Here is a 15617-nt window from a genome sequence, read left to right on the forward strand (position 1 = left end):
TTATTTCCAGTTCATCACTAGATCAATAAGTAATCGAACGCCCGCTCCGGTAGCACCAGTTCGATAGTAACTCATACCCGGCACATCAAACGCTGTTCCTGCAATATCCAAATGTACCCAAGGTGTTGTACCAACAAATGCGTGCAAAAAGAAAGCAGCTGTTGTTGCACCCGCTTTGTATGCAGGCTTTCCAATGTTACAGATATCTGCAACTGGCGTCTGTATCGCAGGAAGATAATCGTCATCCATAGGAAACCGCCATACACGATCACCAGAGCTATGGGCTGCTACCTCAACACGACGGGCAGCACTATCATGCTTGCTGAACATACCGGTAAAAAATGGCCCGAGTGCATATTGGCATGCACCTGTGAGGGTTGCTAAATCAATCATGAAATCAGGTTCGTAATGCTTAACAGCATACGAAAGGGCATCCGCGAGAATCAACCGACCTTCCGCATCAGTATTACGGACTTCAGCAGTCTTGCCGTTGTAGAACGTTATAATATCACCTGGTTTTGCTGCAGCACCACTTGGAAGATTTTCTGCTGCAGGAGCAACCATAACGACATTGACCTTCGGTTGTAGTTGTGCAATTGCTTGCATAGCACTGATTACAGCTGCCGCGCCTGACATATCTTCTTTCATGGTCTCCATAGCATTTGCAGGCTTCAAACTCAAACCACCAGAATCGAATGTGATTCCCTTACCAATCAATGCAACTGTTGGCGCTTTCGCAGAGACCTTATATTCCATGATGATGAGCTTACAGTCCTGTTCGGAACCGGCTGATACTGCAGCAAGTCCTCCCATACCCATCTTCTTAATCTGTTCTTCACTCAACACCTTACATGAGATGTTGTGCTGACGCGCAATCGATTCTGCGTGTTTTGCAAGCACAGCAGGCGTCAAATCACTTGGTGGCGTATCAATTAACATACGCGCATTGTTAACCGCCTCGCCAATCACTTCTCCAACTGAAAGCGCCTTCTTGACTTGTGTTACATATGATCCAACACACAAAGTTATGGAACGCTTAATTTTTGAGGGCTTGTCTTTGGTAAATCGATCAAAACGATAATCTGCCATATGTAATGTGGTTGCGGTATGTTGGATAACGTCATCATAGGATTCCTTGAAACACGATGCCTCAGGAATCTGGAGCGCAATAGACGTAAGCTTATAACATTCGGCAGTGCGTATCAGCTTCCCAAGTGCACGTCGATATGATTCAAGTGTACAATGTAACCCCCTTTTTTTCCCCATACCAACAAGAATTATGTGTATCAGCTTTTTGTTATGCAATGCCGACACAACACAATGTGTTTGCGCACTACCTTTGAATGCTTTCTGTTTCACCGCCTGAGCAAGTATTGGGAATTTTGCATGAACTGTTGCGGAAATATCTTTTGTTACTGAGAACCCTTCATATACACACAGCGCATACGCGTGTGCATTGGCACTTGTTACTGTTTTACTGGAAAGAGTTAAGCAAATCATACTGTCATTCCCTTTTGCTTCTTAGCACGTCGCGATTGTTTTTTATTTGCCCATGTTGGCTTTGTTTTTTTTGAACCACGCGTGTCTGACACGCGAATATTAGCAGATTGTGAGTGTACACGACTCTTTTTTCTTTTCACAGAGGATTGTTTAACTGATTGTGGAATCACCGTTTCACTCAACTGACCACCAGGGATAAACTTCAATGCGCCATCAACAACACCCACATTAAGCTTGTTAAGTATTTGTCGGAGTGAATCAAGCGGCAATGATGTACCAGATGGAATACCATCCTGATCATAGACCAATCCATTCTCGAGATTTATATAATTACGGTCGTAGACATCTCTGTAATACTGCTGACTGCCATCGGCAAGCGCATCCATTTGATAATAATATGATGCACCACTCTTGTAGATTACAGGCATTGCCCATAGACCTGCTGCCTGCGCGTTAGTCTTGAGTTGTTGATTTCCTTCATCCACAACCAATGATGATTCAGTTACTTGCTGCAATAACATTGGTTGTATTTCTGGAACTAAACGATTATTACCAAGAACATCTACCGCTGGTCCTATCTTCCATACATCTCTTTGCAATTGTGTGATTTCAGCCTGATCAAACTGATCATACAAAGTGATATATTCGCGCGATAGTTCTTCACCACCAATAGCTTGATAGATCATATAACCGGTATCACCCTCCACAACACGAATATCGCCTGAATCACCATATGAAGTATCGCCCGCGTCAACACGTTTTTGAAGGGCATCACTATGCATCATGTATTCATGATCCGCGTTTTTCGACACTCGTTCAAACAGAAAGTCATTATAGAGAAACTCTTGAACACCCATGTCGTCTTTAATAACAACACCAGCATCACCAAGCAAACTATCGTTCACCGCAATGCCCTTAGTTGGTGTAAATGTATCTTGTATGAGAATTTGATAGGAACTATCGCTCAAAAACGACGGTTCTTGGCCAGCAGGAGGATTATCTGCAGATGAGCGCACATAGTATGCAACATCGTAATCCTGATAGTCATAATCATTAGACTCAGGTTGCCGAGCATAGACGAACAAGCTATCACCCGCGTCATTTGTAAATTCATTGCCACTCTTGAACGTATACGTATCAGTTCCAAGCGTAAGCGATTCAAGACCACCGTCATCACTCAGTGTGACTGGAACATCATAGCTTTCGAAGAACCATGTCACATCGTACTGAATTTGACCACCAGCAGTTCGTACGACAATATCCATATCATTAAAGCTGTCATCTGAGAGGGTATACCGCTTGTATCCGTCTGTAGTAGTGTCATTCCACCATTCATCATACATCTTTTGGTTCACTGTTGCTGCCTGAATTCCATACTGATCAGATACGATACTCATTGATTGCCCGTCTGCCGTTTTATAGATTTCCGTCATCACAACATTCTGTGAATCAACATCAGGCGTACCATCTGGACGGTAAAGTTTACCCGTCACAAAATCAATGTAACGATCCATACCAGCAGCCGCGTCGACTTGCCGCACAAGATACGTATTCATGGACTCTCCATCCTTGTCTTGGGTCACATAGTAGAAGTAATAGGTACTACCCTTATCAATAATCGCTGCAATACCAGCCGTTGGGAATCGTGAATCAGTACTTACAATGAGATTAGTACCACTTTGTCCGGCAGATACATTTTTGTCACTATCCGCAAACGGCAATGCAATCGTATCTGATGTAGGGATCAATGATTGCGTTCCGTCTGAGTTATTCTGCACGCCAGCAGATGCCATTACACCACGCAAGATCCATCCAGTCATGTGCGAAATATACTTACCATCCGCATCATACGATATACCAATCTTACGACGATACTGATCTATTTTATCAGGATAGAGTAATGCAATATCACTATCTGATGGATTAAAGTCAAAATATCCTTTTGGGTCCGAAAATGCTTGATAATATTTACCTGTCGCAGGATCCTGTTTCACAAAAGGATGCCCAATAACTGTTTCTTGTGCATCAAGTTGTGCTCGTAGCGTATCGCTAAAAACTGGCGTCCTCTTCAATTCTTGCTCTGGAACTGTTGCTGATAATCGAGCAAAATCTGCAGTCTCTGCTTGAATGGTTTGCTTTAATTCATTGCCAATGCCTTGATACTTCCATGAGACCAATTCATACAAAGCCTGATTATCATACTGAGCAATCTTACCAGTCCTATCATACTGCACACCGGTTACCAAACTGATAAGTGATGATACTGATGCAGTGAACTCTACTCCATATTGTGTCCCAGATGCCTGATCGCTTTTCACACACACAACATAATCTGTGAATGTCGGATAGGCACGTGCTGTTGACTTGTAAATATAGTGGCCCTTATTCATCTCTTGGCTAAGCGCAGCATCATCTTCAGGAATAGAGAGCTGGAATTGGTAGAAAGAGAACGGCCCACGAGCACTCGCTTGTTGCTGCAGTCGACGTTCCTGTGCTTGCTGAATATCATCCCATGTCTTGTTACCACTGATGCCTTTAAATTCTTTACCGCCTTGGCGAACTTGATTTTCCTGAACTTTGGCAAGCAACAGGTCAACATTGAATGTTTTTGCAACGCCACTTTCATCAGTTACTTTTCGCCCGCTTTGATCATAGATCACACCTGTCGATACACTCACGGCATAAGGTCGTTCATCTAGTGAGAAAAATAATCCGGTATTGTCTGTAAGTTGATCTGGTGAATCGGTCATGACAAATAAATCAGTAGGCTCAAAGACCATCGTATTTCCAGCATTTTGATAGTCAGTATTCACCGACTGATAGAAGTAATTGCCATTGATCGCAAGGTCTATGCTTGGAATTTGGAAGTAAATATTAAACAACCGGTTAGTGGTAAACTGAAACGGTCCAACAAAAAGTGTTGCATCGACATCTCTACCTCCCCACGCTTTACGCGACTTATCCAAGGTCGCATTCAACTGATCGACACCATAAATAAACGTAAAATAGAAGAATGGTTGGCTCCCGTCGGATGTTCCGATTTTTGTAGGAAGTGGAATGCCATCGGGATTCACAATACCAGCAGTATATTTGGTTCCCAATGCAACCATTGTATCGGGAGTAAGATTGGGATTCTGTTCGATACGATCCTTAATCAAATTCCACACGCTTGGGTTCATATTTTCTTTAACTGTTACCGGTCGAACAGAAAGCGATCCATCAGTTTCATATACACGCGACGTAACCAGGGAAATTAGAAGATCCGCATCATCAACCGATGTAGTCCGACCAAAAACATATTTTCCTGGATTATTTGAGTCTTCCTCATATTTCACACAAATGAAGTAATCCAAAATACGATTACCCTGATCATCTGTGCCAACATCACCTAACGATGTAGGAGATGTATAGACCAGCGTATTATTCACCGCACCATAGACGGTAAGATTCAAGTTGGTTACCGGAGCCTTACTCCACTGTTCAGCCATCCAGGTTACTTGTGCTTGAATTTGAGACGCCCAATCATAAAGCTCATCCTTGAACTCATCGAAACTATGTTGGCGACCAGTTTCTATCTTAGTGCCATCCAAGCCGTATTTGGTACTGTTCACTAAACTAAAGAGAGTTACAACCTGGTCATTTTTAACAAAACCATCCCTTGCTTGATTTACCACATGAAGAGGCACAATATTCCCCTGACCATCAAGACACACAACATAATCCTTAAGCGCTACTTTCACATCAGCGCCCTGTAATGCCTGAACAAACGGAGTATCCACCGTTTCATACACATAGATACCTTCAGCCGGTAAACATACTGGGGCCGTGATTGTACCATATTCGTGCTGCGTTACACTCTGTTGTTCATAAGGATCATTATAAAGTTTCATGGCCTCAAGCTTTACCTTTGCTGTAGCGTCTGCTGTGGTAAGCTCATCACCATTCCGCAAAAGAATAACGCTGGCAGCCATGCTATCACGAATGTCGTCGTAATATTTCTGACCATCCACGTCAACACTCGTTGCCTTATCTAGTGGCGAATCAAAATATGTAGGCACCTTACCTTCAACCAAGTGACTTTGGAATCTCGCTACGAAATCATCAACTGGCTTGTCGCCATACTCGTTATCTATTGCTCCATACAATGGCAATAATTTTCTGCCATGTGCACCACCATCACGCGTAAATTGATATCCTCTTCCAAGATCAACCATAACACCAGAAAAGTCGGCGCTTTGCATATACGTACGAGCCCAATCACCAGAATCTTTTGAAACATAGAAATTAGTTTCACCCCCATCTGCATATAGAAATGGAGATAATGCAGGATGTTCCTTATCGATGATATCGCTTGGAATATGCATCGTAATACCGCCAAACTCTGTGTCCTTCCCAATCACATCAACAAGGGCATCTGCACGGCTCTTGGCAGTGTAAGCTTGCCAAAACTCACCCGGAAGCATAAAGGCAACACCCACTGCTAGCGTTCCAAAAAACCATTTTGCGCCCGAACTCATGAGCCTCCAAATACCGGCCTTTTGTAACGATTTAGCAGTACTTTGTAGTGTCACACCAAAACTTCTCTCTAGTCGTTCTGCCTCTGTACTGAGCGCACCTATCTCCCCATCAAGTTTATTAATACGGCCTGTAAGCTCAGTAATCTCTTCAGTACTCTTAGCTATCGCCCTTTCGCCAACTAAAGCTTCTCGCGCAACCGCTTTATCTCTAAGTTCTCCTGAAATCTGGCCCAATCTTGCCAACTTTGATGTTTGGACTGCTTCTCGACCGACTACCGCTTCAGTCCGCCGAGCCGCTGCTGTTGATCCAATATCTACCCCCTCTAAGCCTAAGTGACCCACTGCCGCTTCATCTAATTCCCCGATATATTTTCCTAGTTTTCCACCAGAAGCAAGCGACTTTATACCTGCTCTAACATCAGCCGTAACCGCCGTACCAAACATCTCACTTGATATTTCCTGAACGCCTTTACTAAAAGCACGGTTAAAGACCTCGACTTCTGCTGCAGTTGCCTCTCTACCAAAAAGCCTTGCTATCGCTCCTTCCTCCCTAGTGACCCCAACTAATGTCTCTTTAAATGCTTCCGATGCCATATGCCCTTCCGTTTTTCCTGCTGCTTCTAGGCCTTCACGTAGAGCCACCCTTGCAGCACCTTCAGCAGCGCCTCGTCCCGCTGCACTTTCTACTCTTCCAAATAGTTGCATGCCATGCAAAGATGAAGCACAAGATAATAGAATCGCGGTGATTAAAAGAGTCTTTTTTTGATATGATATGGTCTTCATGTACCACACCCTTTTTCTTGGATAAAACAAACACTTAAAACTGCAACAAACATAAAACAGCTCTGGTTTGAAATGCAAGAAAAGAAAAAGTTATCCCGCATGTACCAGTAGCACACACGGGACGACCAAAATAGGGTGGGTAAGAAAACTTTTTATAATGCGGCTACCAGCCAACTCCCCAGTAGAACCCAGGACGACCGTAATATCCATAGTAACCATATGGATACCAATAATATGGCGTGCCCCAACTTACACCCAAATACGGGCCATAATATGCGCTGCGAGCACGCCGCTCTGCAGCTTCTTCACGTTTCTGCTGTTTAATTTCATCGATGTATTCATTGAAGGAATCTCGAATGAACTCAACAATTTCAGATCGATTACGGAATCCTGTTAATACAACTGGACTTTTGACATCACCACGCTTCATGCCCCAGAATGTTGACTCTTCTTCTTGTCCACCTTTCTCTTCGTACGGCAACCCTCTTCTGAACAACATCACAATAGGTGTTGTTCCAATACGATATTCCTGACGCAGGTCATCAAGCTTGTCTTTTGCAAGGTTCACACGAATGAATCGTACATACTTTTCACTACGAGCAGCAGATTCAAACGACTTTTCCATCGCTTCAATCTGATCATTAGTAGCTTTATCTTTTCGTATTTCACGATCTTGCTCATAAAACAACACAACAGCTAACTCGTTTTTATCAAGTACCGCTTCTAAAGAGCGCTTATTTGTCACAGATAGTACATCTGCACAGATCGCCCGCGAGAATATTAAACCCACGAAAACAATAAAAATTTTTACTACGCCCTTCATGAGGCTTCTCCTCTACGGTCTTCATCAGGATCAGCAAAAATCTTTGCCGAATGATCATGCTTCAATGACCCTTTTATTGCCTTTTGAACAAAGGTGTTCACTTCATACATATACTTTTCTGGATTGTAGAAGAATGAGTCAAAATGTCGTCGTCCGTTAGTAATCCATAACCGTTTATATCCAGTTGTCTTGGAGAACACTGAAGTCACCGCTTCTACAGAAACTTTTTCGTCATTTTTACACGTAATGAAATAACACGGGACACTGATCTTAGATGCCGATGTTACCGGAGTCACTGGCATGATATTGGTATTGATATCCCGTGCATCAAACTTAGCAACCGCCTTAAGCATCGCCTTCAATAGTGATTGTACATATGGGCTGTATGCATATTTTTGAAGCATACGTTGTCCTGGGAGCTTAAACTCGTACCCTAAGATATTGAGCTTGAGGTTAGAGAGCCCTTTCTTGATAAGGTTATCACTTGAATCGAATGGACAGTCCAATATCATAGCATCAAACATAGGCTCACGCGCCTGCGCCTCAATCGAGGAAACTGAACCCATAGAGAATGCATATGAAATAATAGGCTTACCCGCCACTTCTGGACGGGTTTTAAGATATTCTACAGCACCAATCACATCAAAGGCTTCTTCTTTGCCAAAAGTACATTGTTGGTTTTCAATACCTTCGCCATGGGCCCTAAAATCAAACGTCATGCAGTTGTATTTAGAAAAGATCGTTCTAATAAAAGCGATGTCGAACTTGTCACACATATAACCGTGGCATACAAGAATAGTCGCTGGCGCATTCTTGCGCTTTACAAAGTACCCATTTCTAGTAATCATCTCGTCACTGGCTTCATGAGCCTTCGCCTGAAATGTTATACGCTCAATAGCTGCATCCTGATGATTGACCATCTCTTCAGTAACAGGAATATCTGGAATAGTTGCGGTTGGAATAGCCGGAGCCGATTCAAGCCCCTTGCGAACAAATTGTCCCTGAGATGACACGACAAACAAAAGCAGGAGCACTTTTGTCAGGTTTTTGAGCTTAGTCATTGTTGTCGTGCGCTTCATGTCTTCCTCTACTCTCATGGAAAGCTTCACGTTTATAGCCTAGCACTTCCATTTCTACTACCAGAGTAGCAATTTACATTTTCTAATTGCAACAGTTTTCATAGAGAAATAATGAAAAGCTAAAATGCTGACAAAGCCCATCTGATCCTAGAGAGAAAAAACATTGATTCAGCAAGAAATTACTCATTCCAATATGGTTGGGGTTCTTCAAAAAGACCGCCACTAACTGGCACATATCTTGTTCCCGCTGGAGACGGAAGATGATAACTTTCAGTAGTACGATCGTAGATTGCCCCTCTGGGCAAAGTGATCCTATGTCCCATCTCATTCAGAATGTACCGCCCATCTTCCATAGCTGGCATATGGCGACTATACATATCAACATCAAAATTCCTATTCGGTTTAATACCTCGATGTTGCCCGGTCACTTTGTAAAGAAATGCAGCAGCCATCAAAAGATATGATCCCCAGAGCGCAGCTTTGAACCACGAGATACCACCGTCCTCAGCTATACCAATATCCGGCAAATTTGACATGACAGTCTTTTGAATAGGCTCAGGAATAGTGATACCGCCATCAGTAATGGAACCAATGGTATGGGTAGTTGGATCAAAATTTTGATACTTCTCTAAAATTCTCGCTGTTTCTGGATGAACGGTATGCGATTGCGTGTAGTATGATCCCTTGTAAAGTACATTCGATGAACCAGAACTTTGTTCAAGCAATTGCTGATATGAAGCTGATACTCCCATAACAGACGCTACCATGCATATTAATCTTAGCTGCTTCATACTTCTCTATACTACATAAGACTATCGCGGCAAGGTTGCCTCATCACTCACAGGAACACCACGGATTTCCCTAGGTTCCGCAACTTGAACTTCATCTAAACCTGACCAGAAGTCTGACCATCGCCCTGGCATAGGTATTTTTTCGAATGGGGGCCTATATTCAACACCGGCACCTGTATCCCGAGGATCCACATACTCCTCGCCACTTGAATATACTGCTTCAACGTCAGACTCTTCTCCAGCTGCAAACTCAAAATCCTCATGGTACGGACTACGACGCTGTGCACGTTGTGCTAGCTTTGACTGAAGAAGACCCAAAACTACAATCGCACCAGCACTAATTAGCTTAGACAACCAATATGAGTCAACTGCTCCATACCCTTTATCTTGAGACGAAACTACACTTGTGTCACCCTGCAGCCTCTCTCTTCCGGAAGCAACACCCTGCTGGTATTTCTCTAAAATTCTTTCTGTTTCTGGATGTAACTCATGGTGCTGAGTATAGTAGGGGCCTTCCTTGATTGTGACGGCCCTTTCCCCATGGCTTTCGAACAGATCTTGATACCCTGCATGGGTCAATGTAGAAACGCAAACACACGCCCAGAGAAGGGCATAGAATTTTGTGATGTGTCTTTTTCTAGTTCGCTTCATTGTTTCGCCTATACCGCAGGTAGCGGTTTAACTTAGATCGCAATACCTACCGCTTATAACTACAGAATACCCTATTGCAGTTACATATTGCAACAAAAACCCCTACCTCATATATAGAAAAACTGCATTAAACACCATAGCGTCTTTCTAACACACTCAATCTTTTAAGAAAGTAAATTATCCCGCGACCTCATGCCAGCATGGAGACATCACGATGCCAGGTATGAGTTGATCCACTGTGAAAGCTCCTGCCGGCTCATAGTCTTCATCTCTTTCGCAACAAGCTTACCGTCCTTATAGAGCAGGAGCGCTGGTACTTTTGGCACGTTGAGATAGCGGACAATATCCTTGGCTTGATCCGCATCAACCTTAAAGAAATGTACATCGTCAGAATAGCGCTTAGATACAGACGAGAAGATCGGCAACATCATCATACACGATGGACAGTACTCCGCATAAAAATCAACCACAGCAATGCCTTTAGACATACCTTCAACATGCTTTGCGAATTCGCTCATTGAGGATAGTAACGTCAGTGCATCAGGCTCAGATTCAAAAGCGTCGAAATACACGCCCCGATTATCAAGCTCATCTGCAAACTGCTGGTTGAGTCCGATCTCGTTTAGAAAATTCACGGCATCCAGCCCGGCCTTAATGCCATCACCTGCTGCAACACCTGCTTGGCGATAGACATCATCCTCCACCTCGCCTGCTGCAAACACTCCAGGAACCAACGTCGCTTGGCTGCGACCTTGAACATGAATATGACCCTGAGGCGTCATAGGAAGCTGCCCTTTAAAAAGATCTGTGTTTGGCTTATGCCCGATAGCAAGAAATACCCCATCTGTCTCAAGAGTTTTGACCTCGCCTGTTTTGTTATTACGTACCTCAACTCCGGTTACCTGATCACCGTCACCAATAATCCTCTGTACGTCATAGTTGTACAGCACATCAATTTTTCCCGAGATCTTATCGAGACGCTCCTGCATGACGGGAGCGGCACGCATAGACGTTTTTCGAACTAAGATCGTTACATGGCGTGCAAACGCAGCAAGTTGCAATGCCTTCTCGATGGCTGAATCACCACCACCAATCACAATCGCATCTTTCTTTTTATAAAATGGCGCATCACAGATGGCACATACCGCAACCCCACGGCCCCAGTATTCCTTCTCTCCTGGTATACCAAGGGTCACCGAGTGAGCTCCTGTTGTAATAATGACACTCAAGGCATTGATCGTATGGCCATCTTCAGTCTGTACCGTATAAGGCCACTTAGAAAAATCAGCCCCCACAACAGAATCCTGCAAAATCTCAGCACCGAAGCGGCGGGCTTGGTTCTCCAGGCTGGACATGATAGATCTACCTAATTGCTTTTCACTGCCCGGCCAATTTTCCACATAGGTCGTTTCCGTAAGCTGACCACCTGGTTTATCACCTGCGATAATAAGCGTATGCATACGCGAGCGAGCCGTATACAAAGCGGCACTAAGACCAGCTGGCCCCGAACCAATGATCAATACATCTACAACCTGTTTATGACTTTTAATACTAGATAACGAGAATGAGGATCTCCTAGGCGCGCCACATTGAGAACGAAATCCAAAGCCAACAATGAGAGCAAATAAGACCGCTGCTCCCCCACTAATCATAACCGCACTTTTCCGCATACTATCCCTTTTGATAGGTGGAAACCGCTTTGACAGAAGCATAACCGAACCTTAAACTGATTTACACTAGTGTACTTAAGGATACGCAAAAACTCAAAACCCGCACCGCTTCGAATAGGGGATCATGAATACACAGTTCCGCACGCTCTTCCTATGTTGCATGGGGATCACGTTATTCCCTGCCAATGATACCGATATAACCCTACCAGAAACTCAAGAAATAACTGCGCAAAAACGCGCAACCCAGCCCATAACTGAGCAAGACTGTGCCGCAACGATCTTGTTCTATGATGACCTCTTTCGGGACGCGACCCCTGAAGCAATCTTGACCATTCTCGCGCAGCTCCAAGATCCTTCTGAAGCTGTGAATATTGGCATCTCACAAGATGATATCAATCAATTGATTAGGTTTTTGCCGCACGTTGCACTGAAAAAACATGGTGCCCGACAATTGCACGCACTCTCATCATATCTTGATGAACTGGCCATGGTGATTACCCATAAGTCTATTGGCCTCTCGCAAGCACAACTTAAAACGATTACTAAACACATTGGTGATCTACGCGAGCATATTAATGCGCAGCAAAAACTCATTGTACAATGCACACCGGAAAATATTATCGAGCTCTTCTCATTCACTGAACAAGTCACATTATTCTTGGCCAAAGAATGTCAAACAGGGTTCAAAAAGAAGGCAACATTTACACTTAAGAAAATCGCCACCCGTTCACGTGATTCTGTCTTTGATAACGTAGAAGGCGTTATCAAAAAGAGCCGCATACGCTTCCAAGAATTCGAAGACGCAATGCGTGACCTAGGAATGACACACACACAAAAATTTGTAAGAAAATTTCAAAAATGGAATGGCAATTGGAATCTATTGAGCAAACTAGAAATTGGCGGGCTGTTAACATTGGCAGCATCCCTTGGCCGATACTTCCTCAAAGCTCCCACCGCAGTTAATCACCAAAACCATGCAATTATAGATCAATACCCTAATCAACCGGATAGCTTGTATAAACTACTTCCTCGTGGGGTCCAGTGGTATGACAAAACAATAATAGGCCGACAACCAAGTCGAATTAATCCAGAGCGCGGAGGAACTGAGTCATGGGCGCATGAAGGCCTCTTCGGTGCAATCCATGCAAAATCACCATCACTCATTACATTCGTCGCTTTTGCGGCAATGCTTAAAAATGAATTTGTAAACCGTTTGGTTGATGGTCTGAATATGTGGAAGGGCCTCTATCGTAACCCTAGAAACTATTTCAGAACGAGCGAAATATTTAATGATGAACGCAAATCTGTTGATGCCGTCGAAGAAGTATTTATTTCACGCATCATCGAAATTGCGCAGCCACGAATCACGTTTGATGATGTAGTCGGACTTGAAGAACAAAAACGAGAGCTACAAGGTATCATCCAATACCTTCTTAACCCAACCGCATATGACCGTAAAGGAACCTCTGTTGAAAAAGGCTGTATTCTCTACGGGCCAACCAGAACAGGTAAAACATATCTTGCCGAAGCTCTTGCAGGTGAAATCCTCTATAAATACAACGGCTCCGTATCGTTCCTCAAAATCAACAGCGCAGAACTGCGCATCTGGGGTATTGATAAAGCTCTAGAAGTGATCAAGCGTCATGCGCCATGTATCGTTTTTATTGATGAGATCGACCTGCTCAACTTACAACGAGGTAACAACTCAAATCTCCTTGAACAGTTCTTGACGCAACTCCGTAGTTATGAACATGATCGCATTGTGTTTCTCGCGGCAACCAACCGTATAGATCATATTGATAATGCACTCTTGCAACCAGGACGATTTGGAAAGATTATTCCATTCGAAAATCCATCGTTTGTAGAACGCCAAGAATTTTTCATACAACAGTTACGCAAACGAGGTATTGAAGTTACCAATATTAATTTTGAACGCGTTGCTTATGAAACTGAAGGCTGCTCCTTTGGCCAGCTCGCAAGTATCATCAATGATGCCCTGACGACAGCAACACAAGAACGCGAAATGTTACATCAAGACCACTTCACCAAAAGTATCGATGCCTTCAAGCATAAGATCGTGGTACCAACAACCTATGATGTGCCCATAGAAGAACAGCGCGTTATGTCAGCACACCTTGCAGGGCACGCGCTCACGCACATTCTTCTTGATACTGGCAACATTATCCACAAGGTAACAATGCTTCCTATCCAAAAAGATATTAAAGAGCGACAAGTATGGATGGATAATGCAGGTTCAGTTGGCAAAAAGATTACTACATTCGGAGACATCTTCTTATTGCATAAAACAAACTCATCGGGCATAGATACTATGGAAGAAAAAGAGAACCAGGTAAAAGCCCTTCTTGCAGGACATGCTGCAGAAAAAGTACTGCTTGGCGCAAGTTCCTATGACTACCACAGAGAAGATGTCGAACAGGCACAAAAAGTTCTCGAGCCACTGATTTATCGGGGTATGCACAAAGAAAATCTTTCTAAGTCAGTACTTGATCAAAAATGCACAGAGTTACTACAGCTTATTGATCGGTATGCTGAAGAAGTAACGCATCTCCTTGAAGAGCATAAGGAAGACTTAGAACGGTTGGCAAATGCGCTACAAAAACAAAAGACGTTGACGCTTGGCGATACGGTACAACTGTTACCGCATCTGTTCCAAGAGCTGCAATCTGCGAGCATGACGCCCCCCAGCAAAGCGTGAAGTAATCCACGCCTCAAGAATTTCCTGAGCCCGTGAAGCTGATATATAATCAGCTGGCAGAACAATGACATTTGTATTGTCACGTTCTTTACTTGCGGCGGCCACTGAAGGCTCCCATACAAGACCTGCATATATTCCCGAAAGCCTATTCGCAGCAATACACATACCAATACCACTCCCACACAACAGCACCCCGCCATCTGACTCTCTTTTGAGGATTGAATCACATACTGCTTTTGCATATATAGGATAATCAGATGGATCCGGCTCGTGAGCACCTTTGTCGTACCATTCAAGTGTCACATCACTTAACTGTGAAATCTGCTTAAGCAATTCCTTTAACTCGAACCCACGATGATCGGTACCGATTGCCAATTTCATGCTTCATCATCCTCTAGGGGAATGATTAATTTCCCCTGCTCATCTAATACCCATTCTGCTTCATCAAATCGATCAATTGTTTGCAGATGAAGAATGATATGTTTTGTATCTTCGGTAATGATCTCATTACCTTCAAGATCTTTACGCGGGAATTTCACGTGATACACGGTTCTAAACCGCGTCCAATGGTCTTTGAGAAGATATTCGTACTCAGGGTTTAACTCAACGTCTTTAATATCTCGCGGTGCATACAATTGACCGTTGACGCGCAAGCGAATATTCCACGGAGACTGTTTATCTCCAAGCGGCGCAACGTTTTGCTGGACAACTGCAAGTACATAGAATGAAATAAAATTATCATTTTCAGCAAGTTGTCGACGCAAAAATGATTTATGAGCTTCTGTTGTTTTTCCATGAAATGATGCATTAAGATCTGCATAGACAGTTCGTACTTCATTGGAAAGCCATAGAATGTCAAACAATCCTGCAGTTCCAAATTCATTGTAGACATTGACTGTTCTGAAATGGTCATTGATAACAGTTCGCGACATTTCTCGTTTTTCGCCTTGGTTAAAGGTCTCAGTTCCCCAATCTATTAACCGACCACATCCAGGTAGCAACAAAAGGATCAATGCAACATGCCAAATTCCGTATGGCAAAGACTTCATAAATGCGCCCCTTTTTTCTACGCTTACTATCCGTAAGA

10 protein-coding genes are annotated in these 15617 nt (G+C 43.5%); 1 reads left to right on the plus strand and 9 read right to left on the minus strand.

The genetic code is table 11. The annotated features are described in order from the left end of the window. The 7 genes from JW872_02780 to JW872_02810 all read right to left on the minus strand — a co-directional run bounded on the left by JW872_02780 (position 1) and on the right by JW872_02810 (position 11814). Entirely contained in the window at positions 1-1500 is a 1500-nt protein-coding gene (locus JW872_02780; GenBank protein MBN1549563.1) for a leucyl aminopeptidase, read from the minus strand. After that, positions 1497-6800 carry a hypothetical protein gene (locus JW872_02785; protein MBN1549564.1) on the minus strand — a complete coding sequence of 1768 codons (5304 nt, stop codon included), beginning with the start codon at positions 6798-6800 and terminating at the stop codon, positions 1497-1499. The genes JW872_02780 and JW872_02785 overlap by 4 nt, the downstream gene beginning before the upstream one ends. Before the next feature lie 163 nt (positions 6801-6963). After that, on the minus strand, positions 6964-7623 hold the full coding sequence (locus JW872_02790; protein ID MBN1549565.1) for a hypothetical protein: 660 nt from the start codon (positions 7621-7623) through the stop codon (positions 6964-6966). Continuing rightward, on the minus strand, positions 7620-8702 hold the full coding sequence (locus JW872_02795) for a hypothetical protein (GenBank protein ID MBN1549566.1): 1083 nt from the start codon (positions 8700-8702) through the stop codon (positions 7620-7622). Before JW872_02795 ends, JW872_02790 begins: the two co-directional genes overlap by 4 nt. A 179-nt stretch (positions 8703-8881) precedes the next feature. Continuing rightward, positions 8882-9493, minus strand: a complete 612-nt coding sequence (locus tag JW872_02800; protein MBN1549567.1) for a hypothetical protein — start codon at positions 9491-9493, stop codon at positions 8882-8884. A gap of 21 nt (positions 9494-9514) precedes the next feature. Further along, a complete protein-coding gene (locus JW872_02805) occupies positions 9515-10144 on the minus strand; it encodes a hypothetical protein (protein MBN1549568.1) in 630 nt (209 codons plus the stop codon). 209 nt (positions 10145-10353) lie between these two features. After that, positions 10354-11814, minus strand: coding sequence for an FAD-dependent oxidoreductase (locus JW872_02810; GenBank protein MBN1549569.1), 1461 nt, complete (start codon positions 11812-11814; stop codon positions 10354-10356). Between the two features lie 124 nt (positions 11815-11938). Between JW872_02810 and JW872_02815 the strand changes: the two genes are divergently transcribed. Then, positions 11939-14530 carry an AAA family ATPase gene (locus JW872_02815; protein ID MBN1549570.1) on the plus strand — a complete coding sequence of 864 codons (2592 nt, stop codon included), beginning with the start codon at positions 11939-11941 and terminating at the stop codon, positions 14528-14530. Here JW872_02815 and JW872_02820 read toward each other — a convergent pair. Then, complete coding sequence (locus tag JW872_02820) at positions 14471-14911, minus strand: RpiB/LacA/LacB family sugar-phosphate isomerase (protein MBN1549571.1); 441 nt, start codon at positions 14909-14911, stop codon at positions 14471-14473. The genes JW872_02815 and JW872_02820 overlap by 60 nt on opposite strands. Continuing rightward, positions 14908-15579, minus strand: coding sequence for a hypothetical protein (locus JW872_02825; GenBank protein MBN1549572.1), 672 nt, complete (start codon positions 15577-15579; stop codon positions 14908-14910). Before JW872_02825 ends, JW872_02820 begins: the two co-directional genes overlap by 4 nt. Between the last annotated feature and the right edge of the window lie 38 nt (positions 15580-15617).

It is taken from the genome of Candidatus Babeliales bacterium (assembly GCA_016929235.1).
Taxonomy (GTDB): domain Bacteria; phylum Babelota; class Babeliae; order Babelales; family JABCYS01; genus JAFGJD01.

Excerpts from the sequence above, each read along its gene's own strand:
- JW872_02820 (MBN1549571.1), bottom strand. The coding sequence starts at position 14,911 with ATGAAATTGGCAATCGGTACCGATCATCGTGGGTTCGAGTTAAAGGAA.
- JW872_02825 (MBN1549572.1), bottom strand. The coding sequence starts at position 15,579 with ATGAAGTCTTTGCCATACGGAATTTGGCATGTTGCATTGATCCTTTTG.
- JW872_02810 (MBN1549569.1), bottom strand. The coding sequence starts at position 11,814 with ATGCGGAAAAGTGCGGTTATGATTAGTGGGGGAGCAGCGGTCTTATTT.
- JW872_02815 (MBN1549570.1), top strand. The coding sequence starts at position 11,939 with ATGAATACACAGTTCCGCACGCTCTTCCTATGTTGCATGGGGATCACG.
- JW872_02785 (MBN1549564.1), bottom strand. The coding sequence starts at position 6,800 with ATGAAGACCATATCATATCAAAAAAAGACTCTTTTAATCACCGCGATT.
- JW872_02800 (MBN1549567.1), bottom strand. The coding sequence starts at position 9,493 with ATGAAGCAGCTAAGATTAATATGCATGGTAGCGTCTGTTATGGGAGTA.
- JW872_02805 (MBN1549568.1), bottom strand. The coding sequence starts at position 10,144 with ATGAAGCGAACTAGAAAAAGACACATCACAAAATTCTATGCCCTTCTC.
- JW872_02780 (MBN1549563.1), bottom strand. The coding sequence starts at position 1,500 with ATGATTTGCTTAACTCTTTCCAGTAAAACAGTAACAAGTGCCAATGCA.
- JW872_02790 (MBN1549565.1), bottom strand. The coding sequence starts at position 7,623 with ATGAAGGGCGTAGTAAAAATTTTTATTGTTTTCGTGGGTTTAATATTC.
- JW872_02795 (MBN1549566.1), bottom strand. The coding sequence starts at position 8,702 with ATGAAGCGCACGACAACAATGACTAAGCTCAAAAACCTGACAAAAGTG.